A 25,091-nucleotide genomic window follows, 5' to 3' on the forward strand; every position below is an offset into this window, starting at 1 on the left:
TCCACAAGGCATGAAACGCACAATTGGACGCCGATCTCTACGGCCAGCGAAGTCAGAATGAGACGGAGAACTCTCGTCTTAAGTAGAAGTACGGCTCGTTCGTCCGTTCTCAACGCTGGTAGATGCAGTTCCGGGAACTCGCCATCAACTCATATGGAGTCGTAGACGCGGAGCGGAAAAGCCGTGGCCGCGGTCAAAGATTGCACATGGTGTTTTCATTCACGGATAACTCTCGTCCGATTCTGGATCTACTCGCGGAGGATTCTCGACTCACAGCGATTGCTGGCGAAACAGACCATCTCAAGACCATCGCGCAAACGAGAATGCAGAAGTTCAAGAGTTCGTGAACGACGGACAGCAAATCATCCCCAACCCCTGTATCGATGTGTAACAATCACGGTCTGATGGCGACAGTCCCAGTCTATTCCGTCCACACCACCCTACGTTCAAAGTGTATTGGTCGGTAGGTTGATTGTCGTTTCGAGGTAGCGACCGACGCAGAATCGACACTTTGTGCCCCAACATGAACGTTCGTCAATCGAATGGATGAGCTTGTTGACCAACTCCAAGAAGAGAACCGACCACTCGTACGCTACTCACGGGAGATATCTCTGTCATACCCTATCCAAATGACGCCAGACTCGATTCGGAATACAGCCATAGAAGGTCGATCGTCGCCCTCCCACACCCCACCGTGTCCAGTGTCTTGGTGAACATAGAACGGAAAAATACTGCGATTCGCCGAATGAGATGCTATCTTCTCTCTGGCTCTATCTGTCGTTCGGAGTAATTGAACACGGATTGTTATAAACTTTCCCTGTGTTTGAAGTTGTCTGCAGAACCACCGAGTATCTTTTCGGCCGAGACACTGGACGTGGTGGGGTGTGTGGGTGCCACGAGAAGCTGGACACCGGACACACGAGACACAGTAGACGCGGTGGTTTTATTACCCTATCTCACGAGACTTGGTTCAATGGGGCTGTTCGAACCAGATACGAACATCTATCGTGACCGTGATATCCTGCGTGAGGATTATCAACCCGAGAAGATCGTTGGTCGTGATGAGGAACTACAGCAGTATATCTCTGCACTCCAACCCGTGATCAATGGCGACCAGCCATCGAACATCTTTCTGTACGGGAAAGCAGGCGTGGGTAAGACCGCCTGTACCGGATATCTCCTTTCTGAACTTCAGTCAGACGCAGAAGAATACGATGTCGATATCACAACTATCCGGACAAACTGTGAAGACCTCTCCACGAGCTACCAAGTAGCAATTCAGCTCATTAATGAACTTCGTCCTCCAGAAGATCACGTCACCACTGGGTACTCAAAGCGCCAAATTTACGAAATGCTCTGGGAGGAACTTGACAAGGTTGGTAGTACGGTGATCATCGTTCTCGACGAGGTCGATCATATCGATGACGATTCCATTCTCTACCAAATCCCTCGTGCAAGAGCCAACGAGAACCTTACAGAGGCGAAGGTCGGTATCATCGGAATTTCAAACGATTTCAAATTCCGTGAAGGACTCTCGTCAAAGGTTCAATCGAGTCTCTGTGAGAAGGAACTTCAATTTCCGGCGTACGAGGCAGCTGAACTCCGTGACATCCTTCGGCAGCGGGCTGATATTGCGTTCCATGAAGACGTCGTTCCTGATGCTGTCATCGCGAAATGCGCAGCGTATGGCGCAAAGGACGCTGGTGACGCTCGCCAGAGCTTGGATCTTCTGATGGAAACGGGTGATATCGCTGTTGAACATCAGGCTGAACAACTCACAGAAGCACACGTTGACGAAGCACGCGACTCCCTTGAGAAGAGCCGTGTTGTCGAGGGCGTCAGTGGGCTTACTCACCAAGGTCAACTCGTTCTCTACGCACTCTTGATACTGAATGAAGAAGGAAAAACCCCCACACGCGCACGTGATGTCCAGCCCCAATACGAGATGGTGTGCGAGCGTGCTGCCGTTGATCCACTTGTTCCACGTCGAATGCGTGATCATCTTGGTGAATTGGCAATGCTTGGGATCGCGAGCCGGACAGAACGGAACAAGGGAGAAGCAGGGGGGCGCTACTACGAGTACAGCCTCGATACGAGTCCGGAACTCCTTTTAGAAGCTCTTGAAGAGACAGTGGACATCGTGGGTAAAACCGAGTCAATCCAGCAACGGTTTGGTGACCAGGTCTGAGATTGCCACCCCACCCTGTCCACTGTCTGACGGTCGCAAGACACTGGACAGGGTGGGGTGTTCGGTAGAGAAGACACTGGACAAAACGGGGTGTCTGCCGGAAGAAGCTACACATCTCTATAAGCTCGATTTCTACGGACAAACAAGGCGAGTGCATCGGGACTTGACCCTGAGGCGTTCATCCAAGCGATCGAGTGACATCCTCCCGCGCCTGAAGACGCGGGCCTCCCACGCCCACCAATGGGCGGTTCGGTGGGATGTTTAGGGTTCGCACCCCGACGAGGTGCTGGCACTGCCACGGTACCGGTACTCCTATCCCGTCCGAAGACCGGACGAGACTCGGAGGTACTTGGGTGTTTTGTGTCGGTCTGCGTGTCCGAGGGCTTACGTATTTGATGAGGCAAACACCGAGTCAACTGCCAGTTTTCGGACTGTCAGAATCCGATGGGATACCATCGAATTGACACCGAGAGATACGCGGGGAGAGCACCTAAGACTATGCCGTACAGTGAAAGTAACCAAAGACGGCGATTCATCCACACCCTCAAGGGCGTGGTATTCTCGCCTGCAATTTTATAAGGTTATGAAGATTGCAGGCGCTAAAACCTCGCCCTTTAGGGCAGGGATACAGCGCCGTCTTTGGTTGCAAACACTGAAATCGGAAGGTTTGCGTTCCCACACTGTGTTTCTGTGACTGTCGATTCGATAGTACCCTATCGGGTTTGACAGTCCGACAACTGGCAGTTGACTGGGTGTTTGCCGCATCAAAAAGTAAGCCCACGGATACCAAACCGACAGAAAATAACCAAGTACCTCCAAGTCCTTTGCGGGATAGGAGTACCGGGGGCGTGGCACTCCCTTCAGCACGTCGGGTTGTAAACGTAAGTTCCCAAACCAGCGTAATCGGGCGTGGGAAGCCCCGTCGTTTACGACGGGGAGGATGTCACTTGAGAGATCTATCGGCGTTTTGTGTGTGGGCGTGACCGTTTCGTACTGCTGTTGCCGACATACAATCGAGACAGCCGAACACTTCGTCGTCGTTATTACCGAAGACACGAGCAAACTCCGGCGTTATAAACGAAGCACAATTCCGACAGCGACGCTCATTGTGACCTGTGTTCCCTTCGATTACTTGGTGTGGCTGTGGCATGGTCGAAGAAACGCGTTCAGGCGTCGTTCATTCGCTGACGGGTTTTAGCCCCACATTGACTGCATTCCGTGATCCGATATGGTTCTCGTGAGAATGCAGTGTTTTCCTCTTTGTTACTTTCCGTGATGAGTTTGATAGATACATTGTGGGGTGTCTTCACCGCACAGTTTTCGCACTGTTCAACCACTTCGTCAGAGTCAGGCTGTGGTACAGACATTGCAATATTTCACTCTATATCATTTATAGATTTAAATATTCTTGGGTGGTGTCGGAACAATTCCCACCCTTCTATACTATATGGTAGTCTCCGGTGTCCAGTCGGTCTATTCGTTGCAAGTGCAAGGATATCATATGACCGTCACTACCCAACAGAATTCCATCCGATTTTATTTGAAACCCGATATTATCGGGGCAGACGTTCATTAGTGAACTACCCTACCCTACCCTACCCGCTCAGGGCTGACGCCGTTCGCTCCTTGAGGAAGGGGGCTTAGCGCCTACTTTCAGCTAAAAATCCGAGTTCAGAAAGCCGTGATTTAACACGCTCAACGGCGGTATGTGTCTTGGCTTCTGTTTTACTGCCAGTGATGATAAGTTTCCCGCTATTAAAAATCAAGACAACAATTGACAATTCTTCAAGCCGATAGACGAGTCCTGGAAACTGTTCTGGCTCATATTCGATTTCTTCAATTCTTAATCCAATGGCGAGTGTATTGAGGTCGAGTGACGTTTCAAGATCAGCACTCGAGACCAAATTTTCAATCGAAATCGATGGCTCGTCTGGCACAGAGACTCCGAGGGTACGAAGCTGTGTAAACAGCTCTTGATATCCCTGTTCGACGTCCTGAATACTGTTAGCACCGGTACAGGTAATCGTTCCCGTACGATACAGCAACATCGTAGCAGAGGTCATCGGTAATCGACAGATTACACCCGGAAACTGTTCGGCATCATATGTTCCACCCGACAGATCAGCTCCTAATTGTGCAACATCGAGTTCTTGCTCAATTGCAGATGTGGCTACAATATTCTCAATTTCAATTTGAGTCGATAGAGGGTGTGACGTCATTGGGTTGCTATCACACTCCACAGTAATGATTCAATCGGCAGGGGAGCAACATAGAAGAATGCTCACATCTCCATTCGTACCAAGTATGGTCTGTCTTCGTACCAAGTATGGTCTGTCCCAATTGTCTCTTAATATAAGTGTGATAAAAGTGGCTAATATTATATAATCACTTCTAGTTCACTGCCAATAAAGTATAATAGCCAAATCATCCATGGTACTGATTAACAATGGCGCGAAACGGAGAACAATTAATCGATCACACGCTTTTGCCGAGGGCAGAGAGACTCACAAACAAGGAAGAATCACAGTGTCAAGCCGAAATCGACGCATTTGAGAACTTCCTTGACCGACTGAGCGAAATACCGCCCCACCCGTATCAGACGGACGGCGGATCACTGCAAGGATCAGTTCAAACTCGACCACAATCGGTACATACATTTCCAGGTGCTGTTCAAACCGCCTACCGAGAAACGGTTCTATCAGTTGACCATTGGAAAGACGAGTATGGTGAAGAAACCGTCCTCGAGAGTATTGAAGATGAATTCGGACCAGAGGTGGCAGCAGGTCTAGCAGGCGGTTCAGCGACGTGGTCACAATTACTGTGGAACCAACTCCAAACTGCAAGTGAAACGGCCATCGAAACTCGACAACGCTCTCTCATGTTAATAACAGAGGAGCAAAAACAACTTGAGGAGCTTCGCAGTTCACTTGCTGAGATTGGTGATGAACTGGCTGCAATCGAACGGTGCGAGTATCCCTTTGCAGAGCGAAGCGATCGATTAGCTGCAATACAACAGCAACTCGATGAACTTACGGCCAGGTGGCAAACCTATCTACATCAGCGCAAGAGATCGAATGATAAATTGTTCTCATATTATATTTATACAGACCTCGATACAAATTTCCCCGGGCTAGCAGCCCTCGCAACATCTCAAGAGATACTTGATCGAATCACACTTCGCCATTGGGCGGGACTACATTGATATTGTATCGAGAAGACCGATGCCCCAAATGGTCTCTCTTTGAACACGGGAGTGAACACAAAACGGGGCTATGAGACGTCAAAACTAGCGATTTCGGTTGACCCACAGTTGGGACATCGTTGCCTGGTGGAAAGGAGTGTTGTCCCACAATCCCTACACTCATACATGATAGTCTCATCATCAGACAACCACCGCCGAACCTTGGCGGAGAGCGACATAGCATCCGTCCTTTTGAATCCAACGCAATAAGAATTGGCATCTTATTGGACGTGTTCAATGAGTAAGATTCACTGTCGATCAGTGCACTAACCAGAGATGGGCCATTTCTTCGCATACAATCGCACGAGAGTGGAGTCAATGTACCAGTACCCACATCGACTCGACTGGCATTTTTATCGCCCCCAGAAATAGTACGGTGCGCTCGACAGAAGCGTCCGAGTTTGAGCATCGATGATAACGTGTACCAATTTGGCGATGTCGTTTGACGACTCCAACACTCGACGCGATGAAATCACAGGAGTCATTCTCGCTTTTCGAGTCAGTAATCGGTCGGTTGGATATTTCTCCCACCCCCAAAATAATTGGTATAAAATGGCACACGCCTCATTGCTTGGGAGGTGTTGGTTTGATACAGGAAGAGTACACGGCGTGGCAGGATAGGTAAGGGCACAGGAGCCACTCCGTGTACTGGGGTACGACTACAGTTCTCTCTTTGAAGGTAATCAATAAAGAGGTCAACCAAGCTAGAGCGGAAGTAACGTTGAACGTCGATGGATTCACAGGAAGAAATGTACGTTTCCTATTGCCTGTCGACGATACGAACTACCGGATGCCACTGCACCGAGAACGCCACTGGCTAGACGACTATTTTGTATTAGTATAACATACTAACCAATGATTCCACAACAGTACAACCAGTTTAATCGGCAATAGGATTGGGTTACGTACCGATATACATGAGTTAAGCCCCTTACAATGAATAACGTTCAAAGAGACTCATACCTATGGTTACCTTCGAGGTAGTACTGCCCGACCATACTGAAAGCGAGATCGATCGTCTTGTTGACCAAGGAGATTTCGTGAATAGAGACCAAGCAATTGAAGAACTCCTGTCTCTTGCTATATCAGTTCACGGTATGAATGACGAATCAGAAGATGAGTTCGAAGAAGAATTATTCTCGCAGATGGCCGACGAACAACAGGATCCAGCTGATCAATTTGACGATTCGTTTTGACATCCTCCCGCGTGCCCGCAGCAAGGGAAACATCGCGGATCGAAAAGTCGGAATCATCGGGATGAGCAACGATCTTGTGATCCGAGAAAATTTATCGGCGAAAGTCCGCTCGTCTCTCTGTGAAAAATCAATTTCGTTGCCATCATATGATGCTACAGAATCTCGTAGCGTTCTAGAACGACGCGCGGCTTCTTTCTAGTGAGTATTGGAAGCTGTAGCGACGAATTGCAGCCGAAAAGTGTTGGATTAAAATCGTCTAGAAGCAGTAGTTCCGGGTGAAAAGTCAACGTCCCACGTGGCCAACAATCTCTTGGCGCATTTGGGTGTCAATCGGGATTCGCGAACACTGGTCATCGAGCCCGATCGACTGAAGCAGAAGACTTGCTTCATCCAACAGGGAAAGTTCTAGATACGTTCCTTCACGGTATCCATCACTTGTCCGGGTCATATCGATGATTTTCAGCGTCTCATATTCACGAAGTTGATCGGTGATGCGCTTCTGACCAAGAACATTCGTGCCGATTGACTCTGCAAATGTACGATAGACTCGATACATCTCGGTCGCCTTAAAATGGGATTGGTTTGTGAATTCGTCCATTGCAGCAAGTGCGGCAATCGCGATCTTTGCTTGCGTTGGACAGCCTCGAATCAAATCTTGGACTCGTGTGACCTCGGCATCGTCGTTCGCGGCACGGACGTGTTCTTCATGAACCTGATCGACATCGGCATCACGAGCGACTTCGCCAGCAAGTCGAAAGAGATCGAGTGCACGTCGTGCATCCCCGTGTTCCTGTGCGGAAAATGCAGAGCACAACGGGATCACGTCCTCCGAAAGGACGCCTTCGTGATAGGCGTCGCGACGTCGGTCTAGAATATCTCCAAGTTGGTTTGCGTCGTACGCTGGGAAGACGATCTCATCTGGAGCAAAGGAACTCTCGACACGGGTGTCTAATCGATCACCGTATTTGAGATCGTTACTGATGCCAACGACAGTGATGCTAGCATCAACGTCGTTCTCCTCACCAGCTCGAGAGAGCTGCATAAGAAGTTTGCTGTCGTCCGCTTCCTCTGGCGGGATATTCCGGGCGTCATCGGGCGGTGCAAGCCGATCAATCTCGTCGAGGACGACAATAATCGCGTCGTAGAGTTTGTCAATGATCATCCACAAACGGTCGTAGTACGCTCCCGTCGCAATTCCCGAGTGCGGGATAGTAATACCCGTTTTCTGTGGGTCGTTCAGACTTTTCGAGAGATGAATGACAGTCTGAACTTCCGAGCGGCGTTGCGCGCAGTCGATAATTGCACGGCCGATTCGAATATCATTGTCTGCACCGCGTTCTTCGACTTCACGACTAACATACCGAGTGACAAGCGTCTTTCCAGAGCCAGACTTACCGAGAAGGAGTGTCCCTTTTCCAGATCCACCAGTGATCGTCGGTTTGAGTCGGCGAGCGACGGTTTCAATTTGGTCATTTCGACCAACGATTTTGTCATGCTCAGGAATGTGGTCGATACGAAGTAAATCTTCGTTGGCGAAAATAGGATCATCCTCGTCGAGTACGGAAAGAGGATCTTCGCGAGCTTTAGAGCGAGAGTGGGCAACCGCCCCATGCTCGGCAGCATAATCGCCGAGTGTTTTCACCTGTGCTGTACCTGAATCCATACACCGGATTTCAAATGAATTCACCTTAGTTCTTTCCCCGGGTACGTCAGTGTCATTGATCGATACCGAAAGCAGATCTCTGATGTTGGAATCTATGCATTGAAGCAAAAAGGTCAGACGGACGGATGACACCAGATTTCAAATGAATTCTTTATAAAGGGTAATGCTAGAAGTGTCGACTACCTCTTTCCTCACACCGGATTTCAAATGAATTCTCGGTAGGGTGTAGCAAGACAAGAAATACTCGACACCCCCACACCGCATTTCAAATGAATTCAGGCACGATTTAGGCGGGCACACAGCGAGGGAGGAAAAAGAGGGAGTCATCTGAAAACCCATTAAACGGGAGTTAGAAGCTTTTTCTCGGGGTAATCATTTGAAATCCGGTGTTGTTTGGTGGGACACGACGGACAAGATGAGTACTTATCATCAAAACAGCGGTTCAGAATTTAGTATATAAACAGGTAGATCATAGAAATTGATCTCTATTCAGAGTGGTTGTATCCTCTGGAATCAGGTTTCTTGCAGCCTTACTACTACTACTATATTACCTTCATAGTAATATATATAATAACGCGAATAGTGGTGCTGTTCTCCAAATGAACTCAGTTCCCGAGAATTCATAGGGAAAAACCGTTTTATTACGTGATTCCGTCTTTCGGCTACTCACGCCATCCCCATTTTCTTCGAAAGCTCCCCTTCCCTTGGAACGGAATTCATTTGAAATTCGGTGTGGGGGTGTTTTCTGGAGGCCGACTATCGTTGTCAATTCGAGTGGCCGGCTGTATTCGTCTATTCTCCTTCAATAAGAATCTGCAGTCGCCGTCCCCCAGTACACGGTGTGGCTCCTGTGCCCTTACCTATCCTGCCATGCCGTGTACTCCCCTTGCATCACCAGACCACAAATGAGGCGAGTGTGCAGTTTGTCCCGAGGATTTACGAGGAGCTTGAGCAGCTGGCTGCCGAAGATATCATCGAACGACTCTACATGCGAGGCCATCTCTATGAAGTCGAGGGGAAGCTTCGGCTGACTGATCACCGACCTGAATAGCGCGAATGGACTCGGCGATAAGGCCCCATTCGGCGCTCGAATTAGACAGATTTACACTCACTTCTCTGTTCGATTATCTCGATAATCTTCGCTGCCGTCGTACGAAGGTGGACTGTGAGCAGGGCAATTTCGACATGGTCGCCTAATTTGTATCAGTTTTCATCCCTTCCTGTCGATCGACGAAGTGCATAGAGACCACCGCCAATCAGACCACCAATCGCTCCAAGAACACCGAACCCGGCTTGACCGTCACTCGTCGTTGTTTGAGCTGCTGTGTTCGTAGAGATCGAGCTGATTTTCGAAGTGCTGGTTTGCGACCGCTGGTCGGTCGTCGTAGATCTCACAGTCGAAGAACGGTCAGTTGTTGTTAGTGAATTAGCTGGAGTGGTTGTCGTTGTTTGTTCGCTATCTGTGGTTTTTGGCGATGGTGTCGTAGTTTGGTGGTCTTTTTGTGTGGTTTCTGGCGATGATGTGGTTGTCTGGGGCTGTTCAGGTGGTTGAGGAACGGTCTGCGTTTTTCCATCGTCTGCAAACTGGCTATGACAATCAGGCGGGCACTCACATCCTCTAAACGAATACATCGTTGCATCAGCCATCGTCCCGCCAACTCCATGAGTGGCAAGAAATATTCGGTCAGCTGCCACTGCAGGAGAGGAAATAGTGTAGAGATTCTCCATGGCATAGTTCCACCGCTCAACACCAGTCTGCTTATCAAGCGAATAGAGTCCTGCTTTCACCCATTGAGTTGGGGACTCGGAACAGGTGTGGTATCGAGCAGCACCATACACTGAACTCGCATCAACCGCTGGGTCACCAACAAACGCAGCCGGGGTCTCAAATCGCCACTGTTCAGCTCCGGTCTCTCGATCGATTGCGAGTGCTGTTCCAATTCCGTCAATTGGCGCTTCAATATTCGGAGACATGAGCGACTCGGTTGTTCCTCTGGTGAACAGATAGACGCTGGTAGTATCCACTGCTGGAGCACTCACATCGACCGTTCCGTCACGAACTGTAAGGGTTGTCTTCCATTGGACTTGTCCGTCAGTGGTTGAAAGCGCACAGACTTGTGACTCAATCCCATCTTCATCCGGTGCTTCTGGTGAGACAATATAGATAAAGTCTTCATCAACTGCTTTTGGACGCCCTTCTGTACCAAATGGCGAAAGGGTACGCCATTTTTCACCGCCACTCTTTGCATTGCGTGCGATGAGTATGACGACATCGTCGCTTGGCCGCTCAAGAGTTGCGTATGTGTAGAATGTGTCATCGACAACACCGATCATCTTCTCATCCGCGGCTGTTTCCCAGACTGTGTCGCCCGTTTGTGCGTCAAGCGCAATTCCAGAAAGATACACAAGCCCATTCGCAATTTCGAGGGCTGAATAATCAGTGAGATCAGTGCGGGCCCACAGCTCTTCACCTGTTTTCGTATCGAGCGCGTACACACCCTGAGCAACATAGTAGTGTTCATCTCCCGACGATCGTCCAATCGCATATACGACGCCATTGTCGACCACGGGAGCATGGGTTAGGAACCCGTATGGTGCAGTGGACTCCTCAAGGAGTGATTCGGAACTCTGTGCTATTCTCTCCTTTTCTGATTCGGTAACGGGATGGTCACGTGCACTCCACAGTCGATTTCCAGATTCGGCATCGTACGCACTGATCGCTCCGGTAAAGGAGACATCATCTGTGAGTTCGCCAACGTAGAGAATATTATCGCTCACAGTCGGTGTTCCCGACCAATAGCCACTATCACGGCGTTCCCAGTCGAGTTGCCCATATGGATGAGTGGATTCATGAAATCGATTGAACCGTGTCTGACCTGTGGTTCCCCATGGTCGCGTCCAGTTTGTCGCTGAGTTTACAACAGTTGCACCAGCGCCTCGTGTAAATTGGTTCCCTGCGAGCGTTGCGGTCGCTCCAATTCCAACGGTTTGGAGGAATGTTCTACGATCCATTAGAGGTCACTGTATCTTCTGAATCTCGTAATAAGCTTTGTGTAGAGTGCAACGAAAATAGGGTATCCTTGAAACTTTACCTATTCATGTCCTCTGGTTTGGTTTAAATAATTATTTCACTTTCCTAAATTCGGTGATACTAATCTAGAAGCTTGAGAGATATTGATGACTTTTCCCTAAATAATGCCTATCTCATCCATCGATTACTTGGATAATTGTCGCTGCCGTCCTACGGATTCGTCCAAGCCGGTCTTGAATCACGTCCGCATCATCATCTTGCCACGCTGCGAGGTAGAACGCTGATCCACTCGTATCTAATCCGACGTACCGACCGACGATGTACGCGACAGCTTCCGCCTCTATTTCGCGTTTCGATCGCTCACACTCATCGTCGTCGTCGAAGTGCAACAGTGCGTGAGCGTATTCGTGAATCAGCGTCACAGCGAGATCTGCTTGATTTGTCCGCGCTTTCACTTCCACGATTGGTTGGAGGTCGTACAGACTCCGCTGTTTGCAGACACCCTTCGCCTCACCATGTTCCCACTCGTCGTCGACGATGCGAACCGTCACACCGAGATCATCGGCTACATCTTGGCGGGTAGGAACGAGACTTTCAGCAACTCCGGTTGCTTCAGTCTCCGATTCGGGAAGTGGTTCACCCTCTGTCTGAGACACATCGAAAACAGCCGTAGGATTGAATCCGACGAGTCCTTTCGACCACGCTTCAGGTGGTGTCTCGTCATATTCACACTCACTTTGCTCGTGGTAACTAGAAGAGTTCTCACATTCGGGACACTGCTTCGTGATGATCGGCGCCCAGATCCAGATTCCATTCTCGCCTTGCCTGACGTGACGGTCGAAGTCGGTCCTCCAGGTGTTGTACCCAGCGACGTTCGCTGCATTCGGACACTAAATTCGCTGTAATCTCGTAACAACACCGGCAGCCTATGACTTTTTATCACAGTAGTTCGTTATAGCTTGCAATGCTCCACGCGAAAGGATCCCTTCTCACCATCGACGCGAGCGATCGATCCACGTCGACGACCGACATCGGAGATGTCCTCTCACAGTTCATTGGCGGTCGAGGGGTTGCGACAAAACTCGCACACGATCGTATTCCATTTGACGCTGATCCGCTTGGTTCGAAGAACCGCGCATACATTTCGGCAGGTCCGCTCCAGCAGTCTCAGATGAGTTTCACCGGCCGAATGAACATGACTGGGTTGTCACCACTGACCAATGGCCTGTTGTCTACGAACGCGGGCGGCTATCTCTCACGGAACTTTGTCGGATCCGGCCACAGCGTCGTCGAGATCATCGGCGCGAGCGACGAATTGCTCGCGATTCATATCACCGACGAGGGCGTCGAATTCGAGGAGGTTCCCGATCTTGCACAAGCGACTGTGCCTGAAGTCACTGACGCGATGAACGAGCGCCACGACCTCGAAAGTGAGAATCTCGTCACTATTGGTCCTGCCGGTGAGAATCTCGTCCGGTTCGCCTGTCCGATAACTTATGACAGCCGAGCGTTCGGCCGCGGTGGTCTCGGTGCCGTTCTCGGTTCGAAAAACGTTAAGACAGTATCCTTCCGAGGTGATTCAGCACCGCCTGTTGAGATCGATGAAAACGTCCAATCAGAGCTTCATGCGGAGGCAGCGACCACCGATGATATGATGAAGCGACAGGGAACCACCTCAGGGACGGAGTTCATTAACGACAATTTCTCACTGCCGACGCGGTACTTCTCCGAGCAGTCCTTTGAACACGTCGAGGATATCGGCGGAGATGCCGTTGAGGAGAAAAAATTCAAGAAGGAAGCCTGCTCGGTTTGTGCATTCGCCTGTAAACTTCCAACCAAGGACGAGGATCGCGGCATCGTGACCGAGGGCCCGGAGTTCGAGACGGTGTTTTCGTTCGGGTCGAACTGCGGTATCGGCAATGTTGTCGACGTGATGCAGTCCAATGAGCTATGTGATATCTATGGGATGGATACCATCTCGTGTGGCAATAGTGTCGCCGCGTACCTCGCAGCCCACGATGAATTCGGCAACGCCGAGCGTGTTCACGAATTGGTCGAAAAGATTGCTTACCGGAACGATGAGGGAGATTTACTCGCAGAAGGTGTCAATCGGGCCCACGATGAGCTTGGTGTGGAGAACTTCACGGTGAAAGGCATGGAATTTGCAGCCCACGATGGTCGTGCTATCCACGGACAGGGTCTTTCATACGCTGTCGCGAACCGCGGCGCCGACCATATGTACTCGACAATGCTCGGTCTCGAGTACGATGGCGAGATCAACCCCGAAGGTACTACCGGCAAGGCGGAAGTCCTCATCGAACAAGAGAACCACCACGCAATCCGTGATAGCGGAATCTTCTGCGCGTTCTCAGGCGATTACTTCACCGAAGAACAAAAAGAGACGGTCTTCCAGACCGATTATGATGACTTGCTCACAGTGGGGTCGCGGGTGATTGAACTCGAGCGACACTTCAACAATCAACGCGGCATAAACGCAGAAGAAGACCGCCTTCCCTATGACCTACCAGATCTGCAGGAATCGATTCAGGAGTACTATGAGCTGCGGGGCTGGAATGATGATGGAACTGTCCCCGAGAGCAATGTCGATGGCTTTGCGACGGCAAACGACTAATTACCCACCTTGAATCGATGGGGTAACACGGATGTCGTCATCTGTTTCCAGTTCTGTGTCGGGCCCATTTTGGTAGATCACATGCGTGCCGTTCCGAGTGACCGTCATCGATTCCCGTAGCTCCTTGTTCTCGAACAGCAATTCTTCGAGTCCAGGATGGTCGTCAGCGATCGCCGTGAGGAGACTATCAACTGTCGTCTCCGGGCCAACCTCGCGTTCGACGGTCTTCTCGCCGACTATCTCTCGGAGCGGCCCGAAGAAGTGACATCGTACATGCATCGAGCAACGGTTGGTCTCGCGAGCACTTGTATACTGCCAATACGCTCCCCGAACAAACATGAGTTCTCCACTCGTAGTCTGATCATGCAGATCGAAGTCCGAACATACGGAACGGCGCGATTCGTACTGGATGATAAACAATTTACTATGACTATCAAAGACGGTGCAACCATTGGAGACGTCTTATCAGACTTGACTGAGGACTACGACATCGACCCGAGCGATCTCGTTGTTATGAAGAACGGTATTCACGCCCAACAGCTTGACTGTGATACGACACAGCTCAAGGATGGTGATCAACTCGTCTTGGCTGATACGATCGATGAATGACGATCTTTGCTCCTCGTCGAAGACATCTTAGCTTTTCCAGACGGTGGATTTCCTACTTCGCCTTGCCGTCCACACAGCTCTGACGAGAACCAAAAGTGTCTACGTGCGTGATCGGTCGGAAGTATATTTTCCCGGAGATTTTCAACGGTTTCCCAGAGAATGAGCCATGGGGTCTTGTGCTTTACTGGAATTTGACCGATTCGATTTCAGATGAGACTCACGGCGTTAACCAACAGAACTACACTTCTTCACGACTCATCATCGGTTTGGACGATAACATCGATGCCAGAGCGATCAAAGCCCACACCCTCCGATTTACTGCCAAAATACATCGTCGAAGGACTCCAAAAACAAGACAGCGAGACATTACGAGCCGCTGCTCAATATGCACAAGAACTCCGGGTTTATCGTGCCACACAGACGAAGACCGATCCCACAGCCGCCAACACCCCTCACACTGAACAGGCGACAGCCAACGAACTCGCCGCCAAAGCACAAACGAAGGGGATTTCCGATGATGTCGTAGATTGGAATACGATCGTCGAAAAGGGAGTCCCCACGAAAGCGTCAATCGTCACAAAGACGATCAACGACAACCAGTATTACTATTTCCAATGGAGAGAACGAGACCGTATCAAATCCGAATATCTCGCCCCAGTGAGTTCGAAATAACGATATTCAACAAATTAGACACCTTTCCAAGAGTGTGAATCTCTACTCGTATTAACCAACATAGATTGGCTAAAAGTGTAGCCTAAGATAGAAAATGACGGCCAAACACACCATGGCTTGGACACCGTCACATCTGGAGGTTGATAAAATATAGTGGCCAGAAACGATCCTTCGTCCTGATTGGCAGTCTCCGCCGTTATCAACGTTATTTAGTCTTCGTGTCTACGACGGGTCAGTATACGATGGTACAAGCTAGCGTCATCGGGTGTGGAAATATGGGTGGTGCTATAGTGAGGGGTCTTTCCAGACTGGAAATCATACTGTAATTGCCTGTGATATAGACCCGACCGCCCTTGATGCAGTCTCGCAACATTGCTCGAAAACGACAACCGATATTGATATGGCGACTGAACCGGACATCGTGTTTATTGCGGTAAAACCCGACCTTGTCGGGGCTATCGTCACCGATCTCGATCTTTCTTCAGAACAGACATTAATTAGTATCGCGGCTGGCGTTCCGACTACAGCTCTCGAAACAAGAACCGACGCGTCGGTGATTCGGCTGATGCCGAATCTAGCGGCCGAATCGGGGATGATGGCAGCGGCTGTCTCCGGTGCGGAGATCACTGACAACGTCACATCGCTTCTCGAAGATATCGGTGTCTTCGTCGAAATCGACGAAGCTCAGATGGACATCGCAACTGCTGTCAATGGAAGCGGACCCGCGTTTGTTTTTTACCTACTCAAGTCAGTACAACAGGCTGGCGTAAACAGTGGATTGAACCCGGAAGACGCAAAAATACTTGCTGCACAGACGTTCAAAGGTGCTGCGGAAACAGTGCTTCGCTCCGACGACACCATCGAGGAACTGATAGACGCAGTTTGCTCCCCCAAGGGGACGACGATAGAGGGGATGGAAGTCTTTTGGGACAGTTCCGTAAAAGCAACTGTTGGAGAGGCAGTGAAGGCGGCGGAAGACCGTTCGAAGGAGTTGACACCCGAGTATGACCACGAATGAGGCGGCCGAAACATGGGCACTAGAGCAGGCGAGGCAGCAAGCAGCGACGGCGAACCGGATCGTCATGAAAGCCAGGACGAACTCGCTGACAGACGAAACATCGAAACTCGACAACGAGAAACTCGACAAACTTGTCGATGACGTCATGAAACTTCGTGAGCACGGGCGAGACGTGCTTTTTGTCTCGTCTGGGGCTATCGGTGCTGGGAAGGGCCGGGTCGGATACGCTGATGCGACCATCGAGGAATCTCAGGCTCTCTCGACCGTTGGCCAATCTCACCTCATGCGTCGATACACGGAAAGTTTCGAACGCTATGATCAAAAGGTCGCACAGATACTGGTGACGCAGAACGATCTCGACAGTACGGAACGGTTCACTAACTTCAAGAATACCATTGAAACTCTGCTAGAGTGGGGAATCGTTCCAATAATCAACGAAAACGACGCGGTTGCAACCGAAGAGATCCAAATCGGTGACAATGACATGCTCTCCTCATCGGTGGCGACCGGTGTGAACGCGGATTTGCTCATCACGCTCACCGATGTCGGGGGCATCTATACAAGCAACCCGAAAGACGACCCCACAGCGGAGCGTATTGAAGCAGTTGGACAAAACTACAGGGCTGTTGAGGAGATGGTCGACAAAAGCGTGAGTGCGAAATTCGGTGGGATCCAAACGAAGATGACAGGTGCACGTTCGGTAAGCGAACGAGGTATCCCGGCCATCATCGCACGATCCACAAAGAATAACGTCGTAGAGCGAATCGTAGACCGAAAAGCGGTCGGAACGATATTCATCCCAGAGGACGGTGTGAACGATGACTGAGAAATCCACGGAAGCAAAAGTCGAAGAGGCACAAACCGCCGCACTGAAACTCGCCCAGCTATCTAACGACGAACGATCTGCGGCATTGAATGCGATTGCGGACGCAATCACCGCACGGCAGGATGAGATACTCGAAGCCAACGAACGGGACGTTCACAAGGCAGAAGATCTCCTTGCAGAAGGGGAGTATAGTCAAGCCCTCGTCGATCGACTCAAACTTTCGCCATCGAAGCTCGACAGCATCACGGAGATGGTTCGCAGCGTCGCTTCCCAAGACGACCCGTTGGGCAAGACCCAAATAGCACGTAAACTCGACGAGGACTTGGAACTCTACAAATGTACTGTTCCGATCGGCGTTATTGGGACGATCTTCGAATCGAGACCTGATGCACTGATCCAAATTGCTGCCCTCGGCCTCAAGTCGGGGAACGCAGTAATATTGAAAGGAGGCAGTGAGGCGAGTCATTCGAATAGAATACTCTTCGACGTTATTCGGGAAGCGACGTCCGACATGCCCGACGGCTGGTCACAACTCATCGAGGCACGAGCAGACGTCGATACGCTACTCGAAATGGACGACTCTATCGACCTTCTCATGCCACGAGGCAGCTCGGAATTCGTCGGCTACATCCAGGACAATACGAGTATCGCCGTCCTCGGGCACACGGAGGGCATTTGTCATGTCTACGTCGACGATGCGGCGGATCTCCCGATGGCGACGGATATCGCCTACGACGCGAAGGTGCAGTATCCTGCCGTGTGTAATGCGGTCGAAACCCTACTCGTCCACGAGAGTGTGGCTGCAGATTTTCTGCCGGAAATAGCCCAGCGGTACGAGGAAGCGAATGTCGAGATGCGCGGGGACGACGTGTCCCGCTCGATAGTCGACATGGAACAGGCGCAGCCAGACGACTGGAAAAGAGAGTATGGTGATTTAATTATCGCCATCAAAATCGTCGACTCACTCGAAGCGGCAATCGACCACATCAGCACGTATAGTTCGAAGCACACGGAATCTATCGTGACCCAGGACGCAGACCGTGCGAGTCGCTTCATGCGGAGTCTCGATTCAGCGAGCGTGTTCCACAATGCGTCAACCCGGTTCAGCGACGGCTATCGGTACGGACTCGGAGCCGAAGTCGGAATCAGCACGGGCAAGATACATGCGAGAGGACCAGTCGGTCTCGAGGGATTGACAACCTATCAGTACTACCTCGAAGGCGACGGACAGACTGTCGGAACCTATGCCGGAAGGGATGCAAAGCAGTTCACTCACGAAGACTTCGACGGATCGTGGAACCCAGGATCACGATTTGACTGGTGACATCCTCCTCGCCGTAAACGGCGAGGCTTCCCACGCAATGGGAATACCAGTTAGTCGTCGCTGGCAGAGGGTTCCGACTCTCGGAACGCCGTGAGCGTCATCTGCGCTGGTACGCTCTTCTCACGGTGAGTCGTGGCGGTGTCACAACCGCTCCCATCCCGAGGCGAGTCATCGCGTTCCGCCTTGTCAAGCGGGACGCTCTCTCCCCACGGGTCAACCCGTTGTGCAATATTCGCGGAAGCATTGATGTCAGCCTGAAACGTCGAAACGTGGCAATCGTCGTTCGGACACCGGAACTCGGCTTGGGAGTCCCGCCGACCGATACGGTGGCACGAGTGGCACGTCTGCGAGGTGTACGCCGGGTTCACGTACTTGACCGGGATGCCTGCATCCGTCGCCTTGTCCTCGATGCGCCCTTGGATCCGGGCGAATGCCCACGAGTGAAGGCGACGATTCATGTACTTCCCGTAATCAAGACGCTCACGGATGTACGTCAAGTCCTCCATCACCAACACCGGATTCTCGAACTGTCGGGTGTACTCGACGGCCTGCCGAGACGCCTTCTCCACGATGTCGGTGAATGCATTCTGGTAGTGCGAGAAGCGTTCTTCAATCCGCCACTCGGATGCGTCGTGCTCTTGAAGGCGTTTCAGGGTGGTGTGCATCTCTTTGCGGAGATGCTTCGCTCTGCTTCCGCTACACACGAACGGGTCAGTCGGAGAACCATCCTTGAGGGCACAGCCCGTGATAAGGGCCGTTTCTCCGATGTCTAAGCCGATCTGCGTAGCGTCACCGTCTGTCGCTGGTTCTTCGACCGGGTACTCGACGGTGACGTGCAGCACCCAGTTCTTCCGATGCTTCTGAAGCCGTATCTCGCCCGCCTTCGCGTCCTCCGATACGAGGTCGTGCCAGAGGTCTTCCTGTTCGGGGTTGATGCGGAGCGGTATCCAGAAGTTCGTTCCGCGCCCCGGTCGCGGAACCCACCACGTGAACTCGTAGTAGCGTTCGTCAGAGTGGTCGAACTTCGCGGCTTGATTCGTGAGCCGTATCGGGTGGCTGTCGTCCAACTCCTTTGCGTTGTACGACTTGCGCAGTTTCGGAACATAGTTGCAGAGAGCGGCTTTGGCCTGATACGGCAGGTCGTAGGGTGTCACGATGTTGCTGACTGCCGACATGGTACTTGCCCCGGCGTCGAACGCCTCTTGCAGACCGTCACGGTACGTTTCGAGCAGGTCGTTGAGTTTCGACTGCTTGTGCGCAGTGGGTGGCGCGAACGTCGCCTGCAACGTTTTTGTGACAGTCGTGGACATCGCTACTGCTCCTCAACGTACTCATGAAGTACGTCGATACTGACTTGGCCGGTGGTGGCGAGAAAGTACCCCGGTTCCCAGAACGCATTGTCGAGTGCCTGCCGAACTTCGGGGTTCTCGTCACGGATTTTGCGGGACGTGACGCCCTTGAGCGAGTTGATGAACTTGGTAAGGTCGGTTGTTGGCTTCGCCGTGAACAGGACGTGAACGTGGTCGGAACCGCCGTTGACGTTCTGGATGTTCACGCCGAAGTCCTTGGAGATGTCGCTGGCAATCTCACCGATGCGTTCTGCGATTTCGTCGGTGAGTAGGCCTGCGCGGTACTTCGTGACGGTCACAAAGTGATATTGGAGTGCGTAGACCGTGTGCGACCCGGTTTGCAGATTGTACTTCATTTGGCCGTACTGATTTCCATATACCCAATTCTAATAACGGTTTACAGGCGTGGGGTATTCGGCCTGCAACCGACAGTGGAACGTGTAGGATTTGTCGGCTTCACGCCAATCCTAAAGGGCGGGATTCTCGCCTTGAAAAAAGATAGCACGGATTTGGATATCGAACTCAGTCAGCGGAGTTCATCTGAGATGACGGCGTTGACGGCATGGATTCAGAAGAAACATCGAAGGGATCGTTGACAAAGAGTGCGTGCCCAATGAGAAAAATTGAGATGGTTGCGCCGATCGGAACTGCGGGTGTCAACGAAAGCCCAGTAGCGCTGATTGCGCTGGTGACACCAATCAGAGCGAGTGGAATCAACCCGAGAATAAGGTCGTAATATCCAGGTATGATTTATATTATCCTATTAATGTAAATAAATAAGTGTTTTTGTAGCTACTATTGAAGTTCTAAATACATACCAAATAATAACTCAAAAACCAATTCATAACTTATAAACTGTCGATGAGTCTATTCCTCTCGGAATTTAGGCAGTAACTGTCTAATAGTAACAATTATGTGTGGTTGTGAATGATTCAAATGATGTCGTCGTAGTATCGTCTTACAAACATCCTGGTTCAGGATTGTTCACCTGTTTCCTGCGTCGAAAAGCAAAGGTCTTTCCGACCTTCGCTTTCGATGCGCTCATATTCGAATTCGTAGCACTGCGACAGCGTATCCGAGTAAATAGAAGATTATCGCTGGCTATCTTCCGGCGGGTTGATTTTGGAAAGTAGTACAAGTTAGTATTGTATACTAGGCCAAGAACGTCCATTCCAGGAGTCGCGCTCACAGCCTTGACGAGTGTTCCCATCAGGCAGACCGTCAGTGATCGATGATCAGTTTATCGGTGGTTCTTCTCATGTTCCTTGATATGCTCGGCGACATTCTGATTTGGGCATCTCACCGCGAATCTATCTGAATCAGCCAGAACCACTCGAATACTAAAACCAAATGTTGTGTTTTCGGCACTTCCTTCATTCTCCTGGCCGTTGGTTCAGTTGCGCTCACACGGCCATAGAACCTCACTGTCTGGCGCCATCACGCAGACACCCTTCGCATGACTGCCTGTGAGCGCACCCCGCACTCCGACCGATCTTTTATCAGATCGTCTTCCTTGGGAATCGATTACAACTTTATATCAGGGTGAAATCTTTGACCATAGGTGACATCCTCGCCCGCGCTAAAGCACAGGGTTTTCTCGCTACCGCAAGATAATCCAGAAGGCCTCTGACCGATACGTTCGCTCCATTCAGCACGCTCGCTGAAACCGCTCCGGCAACCGTCAGAACGACCCCACCAACTGCTGTCAGAAGAGACGTGCTCTTAGGTGGGCTCGGGTGCGCGCAGGGCTAAGAGGACACCGAGGAAGGCAACCCCACCGGCAACGAGGAACGCCGGGCCGTAGCCTGCACGGTCGATAATAGTGCCGGCGGCGATGGGTGCAGCAAACGCGCCCAGCAGGCCGACGCTCGTCAGTAACGAAACAGCTGTGGTTCGCACCGCCGGCGGGACGAGTTCGGCGATGTACGAAAAGAGCAGTCCAGTAACGAGCTGGATGGCAAAGCCGACGACGACCACCGCCCCGCCGACGAGCCCAAGCTGCGAGACAAACGCGAAGGCGACGATAGCGGGTGTGGCGACGACGAACGACGACACGACAACGGGGCGACGTTTCCCGCTGAAAACTCGCTCAGAGACGACACCGCTACTTGACCGTCCAACCGCTCCAATCGCCGGGAACAGCGCGGTCAGCAGGCCGCTCGCCGCTAGCGAGATGTCGAACCTAGTGACTAGGTAGCTCGGCAACCACGTGTTGATAAAGAGATACAGTGAGTAGACGAGAAAACAGAGCACACAAACGATCCAGACCGCCTGATTAGTGAACAATTCGCGCAACGCTGTGCGATCGGGGGCAGCCGTATCAACGCCGGGAACGTGGTGGCGGGTCGCGAGCAAGAAAATAATGACGCCGACAACGCCCATGGCGGCATACAGCGGGAGGATTGCAGGCCAACCAGCAACGTTTGCGATGAGGGGACTACCAAACTGGCCGAGCGCGAATCCAACGGGTGCGCTTGCGGTAAACACGCCGACTACGGTTGCCCGATGGTGAGGTGCAACGGCGCTTCCGACGACGTTCGCACCCGCGTTCCAGAAGATGACATACGCGATACCGCCGAGCACGCGCGAGACTAGCAGCCAGAGATACGTGCTGGCGGTGGCCGCGTACCAGCCCCAGACACCCGCGACAACGAGTGCGACGGTGCCGAAGATAATCATCCGACGCACCGAAAAGCGGTCGATGGCAATACCAGCGGGGACGCTGGTGACGACTGCAGTCGCGTACATAATGCTGACGAGCCAACCTGCCGTATTCGCCTTGAGTCCGAGTGATTCTTGAATCACCGGCAAGACGCTCGCCGGGGCGATCTCATAGGCTGCGGCCGCTGTTGAAAGCAAGAAAAAACCGATGAGCAGACCTAGCGTCTCGCGTTGAGAACCTCCTGTGGTTGGTCGGTTACTCACAGTCTGTGTACTCGGTTCTCAGAGCACTGTCAAACCCTTTCTGTTTCTTCCATGCAGACAGAAATTCGAAGAGCCATGCGGCAAATCCCGCCTTACCAATCTGTGTTGGGGGTGATTTGCACTCGGGATTACTGGAGTAACCGATTTCCACCGTATTTCATCCCGGGCCAGAACGCAACTGCCGCGAAGATCGCCATCGACGAGAGCACCATCAGAAGGATCGTCTGTCGTGAGTGCCGACACTCTGCAAGACGTCGAATTTTGAGCTAGTGTTAAATACTTGATAAAATATTACCGAACGGGATAGCTGAGTCCTCACCAATGTAGCCCGTTCGACCCACGATTAGCCCAAAATCACGTGAAAATTGCCTATTCTCCGAAACTCTGGGTTGCAGATGTGTAACGCAGTTTGTATAGCAGTATTCAGTTTATCGCTCTGGCCCAAGGTCGTCGGTACGGTCGTAGAACATCAACCTCTACGATATATTGAAGATGGTCCAATTAATCAAATGTCATCCCATATCCCCATTCCTCGAGATGGATTTCAGCTTCGTCGAGATGCTGAAGTCCAACCTTCATGAGCGCCTCTCGAAGGTCAGTCAGAGAGACATCGTCTCCAAATCGGTCTTCAAGTTCCCGAAGCGCATCACGCTCAGCGCTCTTTGTATCCTTTTGAAGAAATAGCGGCACACGATCGCGACCATCTTGGACACCGTCACGACGGAACTTGTACGGTATCTGCATGGATTGCTGCCGTGCTGGTTGTTTTGAGCAGTCCGTGTCGTTGGTCTCAGTTCCGCTGTTAACAGCCGGCGTGTCGTCAGTACGGCCTGGCTGGTCATCCGGCTCTGTTTCTGTTGACGGAGTATCCTCTGCGAAGGGATTCTCGCCTGCACCTTCTTTCATTCCCGTCATGCGATCACCACCTCGTGGTCAAGATCGCCCGGCTCAGGGGGGTTCGGGGCTTCGAGTCCGACTTGGCTTTCAAGTTGCCGTGCTACCCGGTCGAATTGCGCCAGGGTTTCGAGCTCGTAGTCGCGACGGCGGTCGCGGTGCTCGCGGACGTAGGTAAACGCCGAACACTGTTGCATCCAGCACCCTTCCATTAGCGACGCACGCTCTCCGATGATCTCCGGAGTCGGGTAGTCGATTTCATCGAGAATCATTCGTTGATCTCGTGTATTCTTAAACCCAACTGGGAGTGCCGCAAGGACGCCGACATCGAGATCTAGTTGATTTTCGAGACCAGCCACGAGAGATTCGAGACCCTCGACGGCAGCTCGGCCCTTTGCGGTGGGTTCCACAGGAATAACTAGCGACCGCGTCGCATGGATGGCGTTGTAGAGGTGCGGTCCTTCGGTCGCTGGTGGGTCGCAGATGAGAACGTCGTACTTGTCTGGAACTCCCGCGTCGCGAAGCACGCGAAGTAATTGGGCGTGCATTCCAAACGCTTCTCCCATGGCTTCTGCTTGATCTTTCTCGCGTTGGAGATACTCTGCGAGGTCAGAGAGCATATTGTGTTCCGGGATGATGTCCACGCCATCGACTGTTCGGATGAGATCGTCGAAGTCGCCTTTTGGACGGCGAATCATGTGCCGGACGATATTGTCCACCGTTTCCGTTCGTTGGTCGTCGACATCGAAGAGCCGCGACAGGTCTCCATCCTGTGGGTCGAGCGGAACGACAAGTGGTTTGAGACCCGCTCGAGCGTGTGCTACGGCCAGGTTCGCTGCTGTCGTGGTCTTTCCAACCCCGCCTGCCTCGCTGTACGTCGAGTACGCTAACATATTCACGTCATGAGGCCCATTCATCTTGAATGTACGTCAGACGAATTCATGACTTGACTTCATTCTTTAATGTACTGAACACCATATATGTGTGTGCTCTCTGAACACAATCATTGAACACAAATAGTGGGTGTAACTAGTGAATATAGCTAATGAACACAGGTGGTGAATGTGGTTTATGAACATAATTGATGTACTCACAAAATGAATGGGGTGAATGAATGTATTTGATGATGTGGCCACTGAACAAAGGGGCTGAAAACATTCATCGATTCCCAATCACGGCACCACTGAACACCATTCATGAATGTATTCAATGAACACCATGATGTTCACTCCTGAATGGAGATACTTGGTGTCGTGGCTATAGCACTGAGCGTATCAATTGAAGGTGCGTCTGTCGAAGACGTGACGAGCTCGAATACCCACTTTGTGGCTTAGAAACATGGCCTCAACCTCATGTTGGTGAGACATCGTCCGTCAGTAGGTGTTGCATTGCTTCTAACGATGCGGGGACATGAGTTGCTGGCGTATTCATTACCTCCACAGTTGGTTCGGCCTAGTAATGTACGCCATAGTGTGACTTCTGTACCATGGGTTCGAAAAATCCAGTAGGCTCTCGCGTGGGGT

General features: G+C 51.4%; 22 protein-coding genes and 3 pseudogenes. 10 read left to right on the forward strand and 15 right to left on the reverse strand.

The features are described 5' to 3' along the window. Positions 1-14: 14 nt before the first annotated feature. Together ACN2TU_RS20995 and ACN2TU_RS21000 are read left to right on the forward strand one after the other, a co-directional pair. Positions 15-122 (forward strand): annotated as a pseudogene (locus ACN2TU_RS20995) (IS5/IS1182 family transposase); the annotation flags it as partial. An 851-nt stretch (positions 123-973) separates the two neighbouring features. Beyond that, a complete protein-coding gene (locus ACN2TU_RS21000) occupies positions 974-2,188 on the forward strand; it encodes an orc1/cdc6 family replication initiation protein (RefSeq protein WP_435158166.1) in 1,215 nt (404 codons plus the stop codon). Between the two features lie 943 nt (positions 2,189-3,131). Here the strand turns inward: ACN2TU_RS21000 and ACN2TU_RS21005 are convergent. The 3 genes from ACN2TU_RS21005 to ACN2TU_RS21015 form a co-directional block, all read right to left on the reverse strand. Beyond that, entirely contained in the window at positions 3,132-3,338 is a 207-nt protein-coding gene (locus ACN2TU_RS21005) for a DUF7563 family protein (protein WP_435158168.1), read from the reverse strand. Between the two features lie 16 nt (positions 3,339-3,354). Then, a complete protein-coding gene (locus ACN2TU_RS21010; protein ID WP_435158170.1) occupies positions 3,355-3,555 on the reverse strand; it encodes a DUF7835 family putative zinc beta-ribbon protein in 201 nt (66 codons plus the stop codon). 273 nt (positions 3,556-3,828) lie between these two features. Next, entirely contained in the window at positions 3,829-4,407 is a 579-nt protein-coding gene (locus tag ACN2TU_RS21015; RefSeq protein ID WP_435158172.1) for a TATA-box-binding protein, read from the reverse strand. A 227-nt stretch (positions 4,408-4,634) separates the two neighbouring features. Between ACN2TU_RS21015 and ACN2TU_RS21020 the strand changes: the two genes are divergently transcribed. Then, complete coding sequence (locus tag ACN2TU_RS21020; protein ID WP_435158174.1) at positions 4,635-5,390, forward strand: DUF7260 family protein; 756 nt, start codon at positions 4,635-4,637, stop codon at positions 5,388-5,390. Positions 5,391-5,458: 68 nt separating this feature from the next. Here ACN2TU_RS21020 and ACN2TU_RS21025 read toward each other — a convergent pair whose 3' ends face one another. After that, positions 5,459-5,608: a zinc ribbon domain-containing protein gene (locus ACN2TU_RS21025; protein ID WP_435158176.1), complete on the reverse strand. Its 150-nt coding sequence runs from the start codon at positions 5,606-5,608 to the stop codon at positions 5,459-5,461. Between the two features lie 786 nt (positions 5,609-6,394). Between ACN2TU_RS21025 and ACN2TU_RS21030 the strand changes: the two genes are divergently transcribed. Continuing rightward, positions 6,395-6,625 (forward strand): ribbon-helix-helix domain-containing protein, encoded by a 231-nt coding sequence (locus tag ACN2TU_RS21030; RefSeq protein WP_435158178.1) that lies wholly within the window; start codon positions 6,395-6,397, stop codon positions 6,623-6,625. Between the two features lie 283 nt (positions 6,626-6,908). Here the strand turns inward: ACN2TU_RS21030 and ACN2TU_RS21035 are convergent, their stop codons facing one another. From ACN2TU_RS21035 to ACN2TU_RS21045, 3 genes and pseudogenes are all read right to left on the reverse strand, one after another. Further along, complete coding sequence (locus ACN2TU_RS21035) at positions 6,909-8,288, reverse strand: Cdc6/Cdc18 family protein (protein ID WP_435158181.1); 1,380 nt, start codon at positions 8,286-8,288, stop codon at positions 6,909-6,911. A 1,203-nt stretch (positions 8,289-9,491) separates the two neighbouring features. Continuing rightward, positions 9,492-11,300, reverse strand: a complete 1,809-nt coding sequence (locus tag ACN2TU_RS21040) for an outer membrane protein assembly factor BamB family protein (protein WP_435158184.1) — start codon at positions 11,298-11,300, stop codon at positions 9,492-9,494. 192 nt (positions 11,301-11,492) lie between these two features. Further along, positions 11,493-12,209 (reverse strand): annotated as a pseudogene (locus tag ACN2TU_RS21045) (ImmA/IrrE family metallo-endopeptidase); the annotation flags it as partial. A gap of 74 nt (positions 12,210-12,283) precedes the next feature. Between ACN2TU_RS21045 and ACN2TU_RS21050 the strand changes: the two are divergent. Beyond that, positions 12,284-13,951, forward strand: coding sequence for an aldehyde ferredoxin oxidoreductase C-terminal domain-containing protein (locus tag ACN2TU_RS21050; protein WP_435158186.1), 1,668 nt, complete (start codon positions 12,284-12,286; stop codon positions 13,949-13,951). Here ACN2TU_RS21050 and ACN2TU_RS21055 read toward each other — a convergent pair whose 3' ends face one another. Further along, entirely contained in the window at positions 13,952-14,230 is a 279-nt protein-coding gene (locus ACN2TU_RS21055; RefSeq protein WP_435158189.1) for a ubiquitin-like small modifier protein 1, read from the reverse strand. It abuts the gene before it with no gap. Positions 14,231-14,314: 84 nt separating this feature from the next. On the opposite strand from ACN2TU_RS21055, the gene ACN2TU_RS21060 reads away from it, so the two are divergent. The 5 genes and pseudogenes from ACN2TU_RS21060 (at position 14,315) to ACN2TU_RS21080 (ending at position 18,400) form a co-directional block, all read left to right on the forward strand. Then, positions 14,315-14,560 carry a MoaD/ThiS family protein gene (locus ACN2TU_RS21060; RefSeq protein ID WP_435158191.1) on the forward strand — a complete coding sequence of 82 codons (246 nt, stop codon included), beginning with the start codon at positions 14,315-14,317 and terminating at the stop codon, positions 14,558-14,560. Between the two features lie 282 nt (positions 14,561-14,842). Then, the gene (locus ACN2TU_RS21065) at positions 14,843-15,232 is read left to right on the forward strand and encodes a DUF6788 family protein (protein WP_435158193.1); all 390 of its coding nucleotides are present in this window, start codon (positions 14,843-14,845) and stop codon (positions 15,230-15,232) included. Between the two features lie 275 nt (positions 15,233-15,507). Then, positions 15,508-16,250, forward strand: a pseudogene (gene proC / locus ACN2TU_RS21070) (pyrroline-5-carboxylate reductase). Continuing rightward, positions 16,237-17,076 (forward strand): glutamate 5-kinase, encoded by an 840-nt coding sequence (gene proB / locus ACN2TU_RS21075; protein WP_435158195.1) that lies wholly within the window; start codon positions 16,237-16,239, stop codon positions 17,074-17,076. The pseudogene proC and the gene proB overlap by 14 nt, the downstream one beginning before the upstream one ends. Then, on the forward strand, positions 17,069-18,400 hold the full coding sequence (locus ACN2TU_RS21080) for a glutamate-5-semialdehyde dehydrogenase (protein ID WP_435158197.1): 1,332 nt from the start codon (positions 17,069-17,071) through the stop codon (positions 18,398-18,400). Before proB ends, ACN2TU_RS21080 begins: the two co-directional genes overlap by 8 nt. Before the next feature lie 50 nt (positions 18,401-18,450). Here ACN2TU_RS21080 and ACN2TU_RS21085 read toward each other — a convergent pair whose 3' ends face one another. From ACN2TU_RS21085 to ACN2TU_RS21115, 7 genes are all read right to left on the reverse strand, one after another. Beyond that, a complete protein-coding gene (locus ACN2TU_RS21085) occupies positions 18,451-19,710 on the reverse strand; it encodes an RNA-guided endonuclease TnpB family protein (protein WP_435158199.1) in 1,260 nt (419 codons plus the stop codon). A 2-nt stretch (positions 19,711-19,712) separates the two neighbouring features. Further along, positions 19,713-20,105: an IS200/IS605 family transposase gene (gene tnpA, locus ACN2TU_RS21090; RefSeq protein WP_435158201.1), complete on the reverse strand. Its 393-nt coding sequence runs from the start codon at positions 20,103-20,105 to the stop codon at positions 19,713-19,715. A gap of 166 nt (positions 20,106-20,271) precedes the next feature. Then, positions 20,272-20,496, reverse strand: a complete 225-nt coding sequence (locus ACN2TU_RS21095; RefSeq protein WP_435158426.1) for a DUF8015 family protein — start codon at positions 20,494-20,496, stop codon at positions 20,272-20,274. A 975-nt stretch (positions 20,497-21,471) separates the two neighbouring features. Beyond that, positions 21,472-22,674 (reverse strand): MFS transporter, encoded by a 1,203-nt coding sequence (locus ACN2TU_RS21100; protein ID WP_435158203.1) that lies wholly within the window; start codon positions 22,672-22,674, stop codon positions 21,472-21,474. Positions 22,675-22,802: 128 nt separating this feature from the next. Continuing rightward, on the reverse strand, positions 22,803-22,934 hold the full coding sequence (locus ACN2TU_RS21105) for a DUF7333 family protein (protein WP_435158427.1): 132 nt from the start codon (positions 22,932-22,934) through the stop codon (positions 22,803-22,805). Between the two features lie 241 nt (positions 22,935-23,175). Next, a complete protein-coding gene (locus ACN2TU_RS21110; protein WP_435158205.1) occupies positions 23,176-23,589 on the reverse strand; it encodes a DUF7970 domain-containing protein in 414 nt (137 codons plus the stop codon). Next, positions 23,586-24,461 (reverse strand): ParA family protein, encoded by an 876-nt coding sequence (locus ACN2TU_RS21115; RefSeq protein ID WP_435158207.1) that lies wholly within the window; start codon positions 24,459-24,461, stop codon positions 23,586-23,588. Before ACN2TU_RS21115 ends, ACN2TU_RS21110 begins: the two co-directional genes overlap by 4 nt. Between the last annotated feature and the right edge of the window lie 630 nt (positions 24,462-25,091).

Source organism: Haladaptatus marinus, assembly GCF_051194195.1.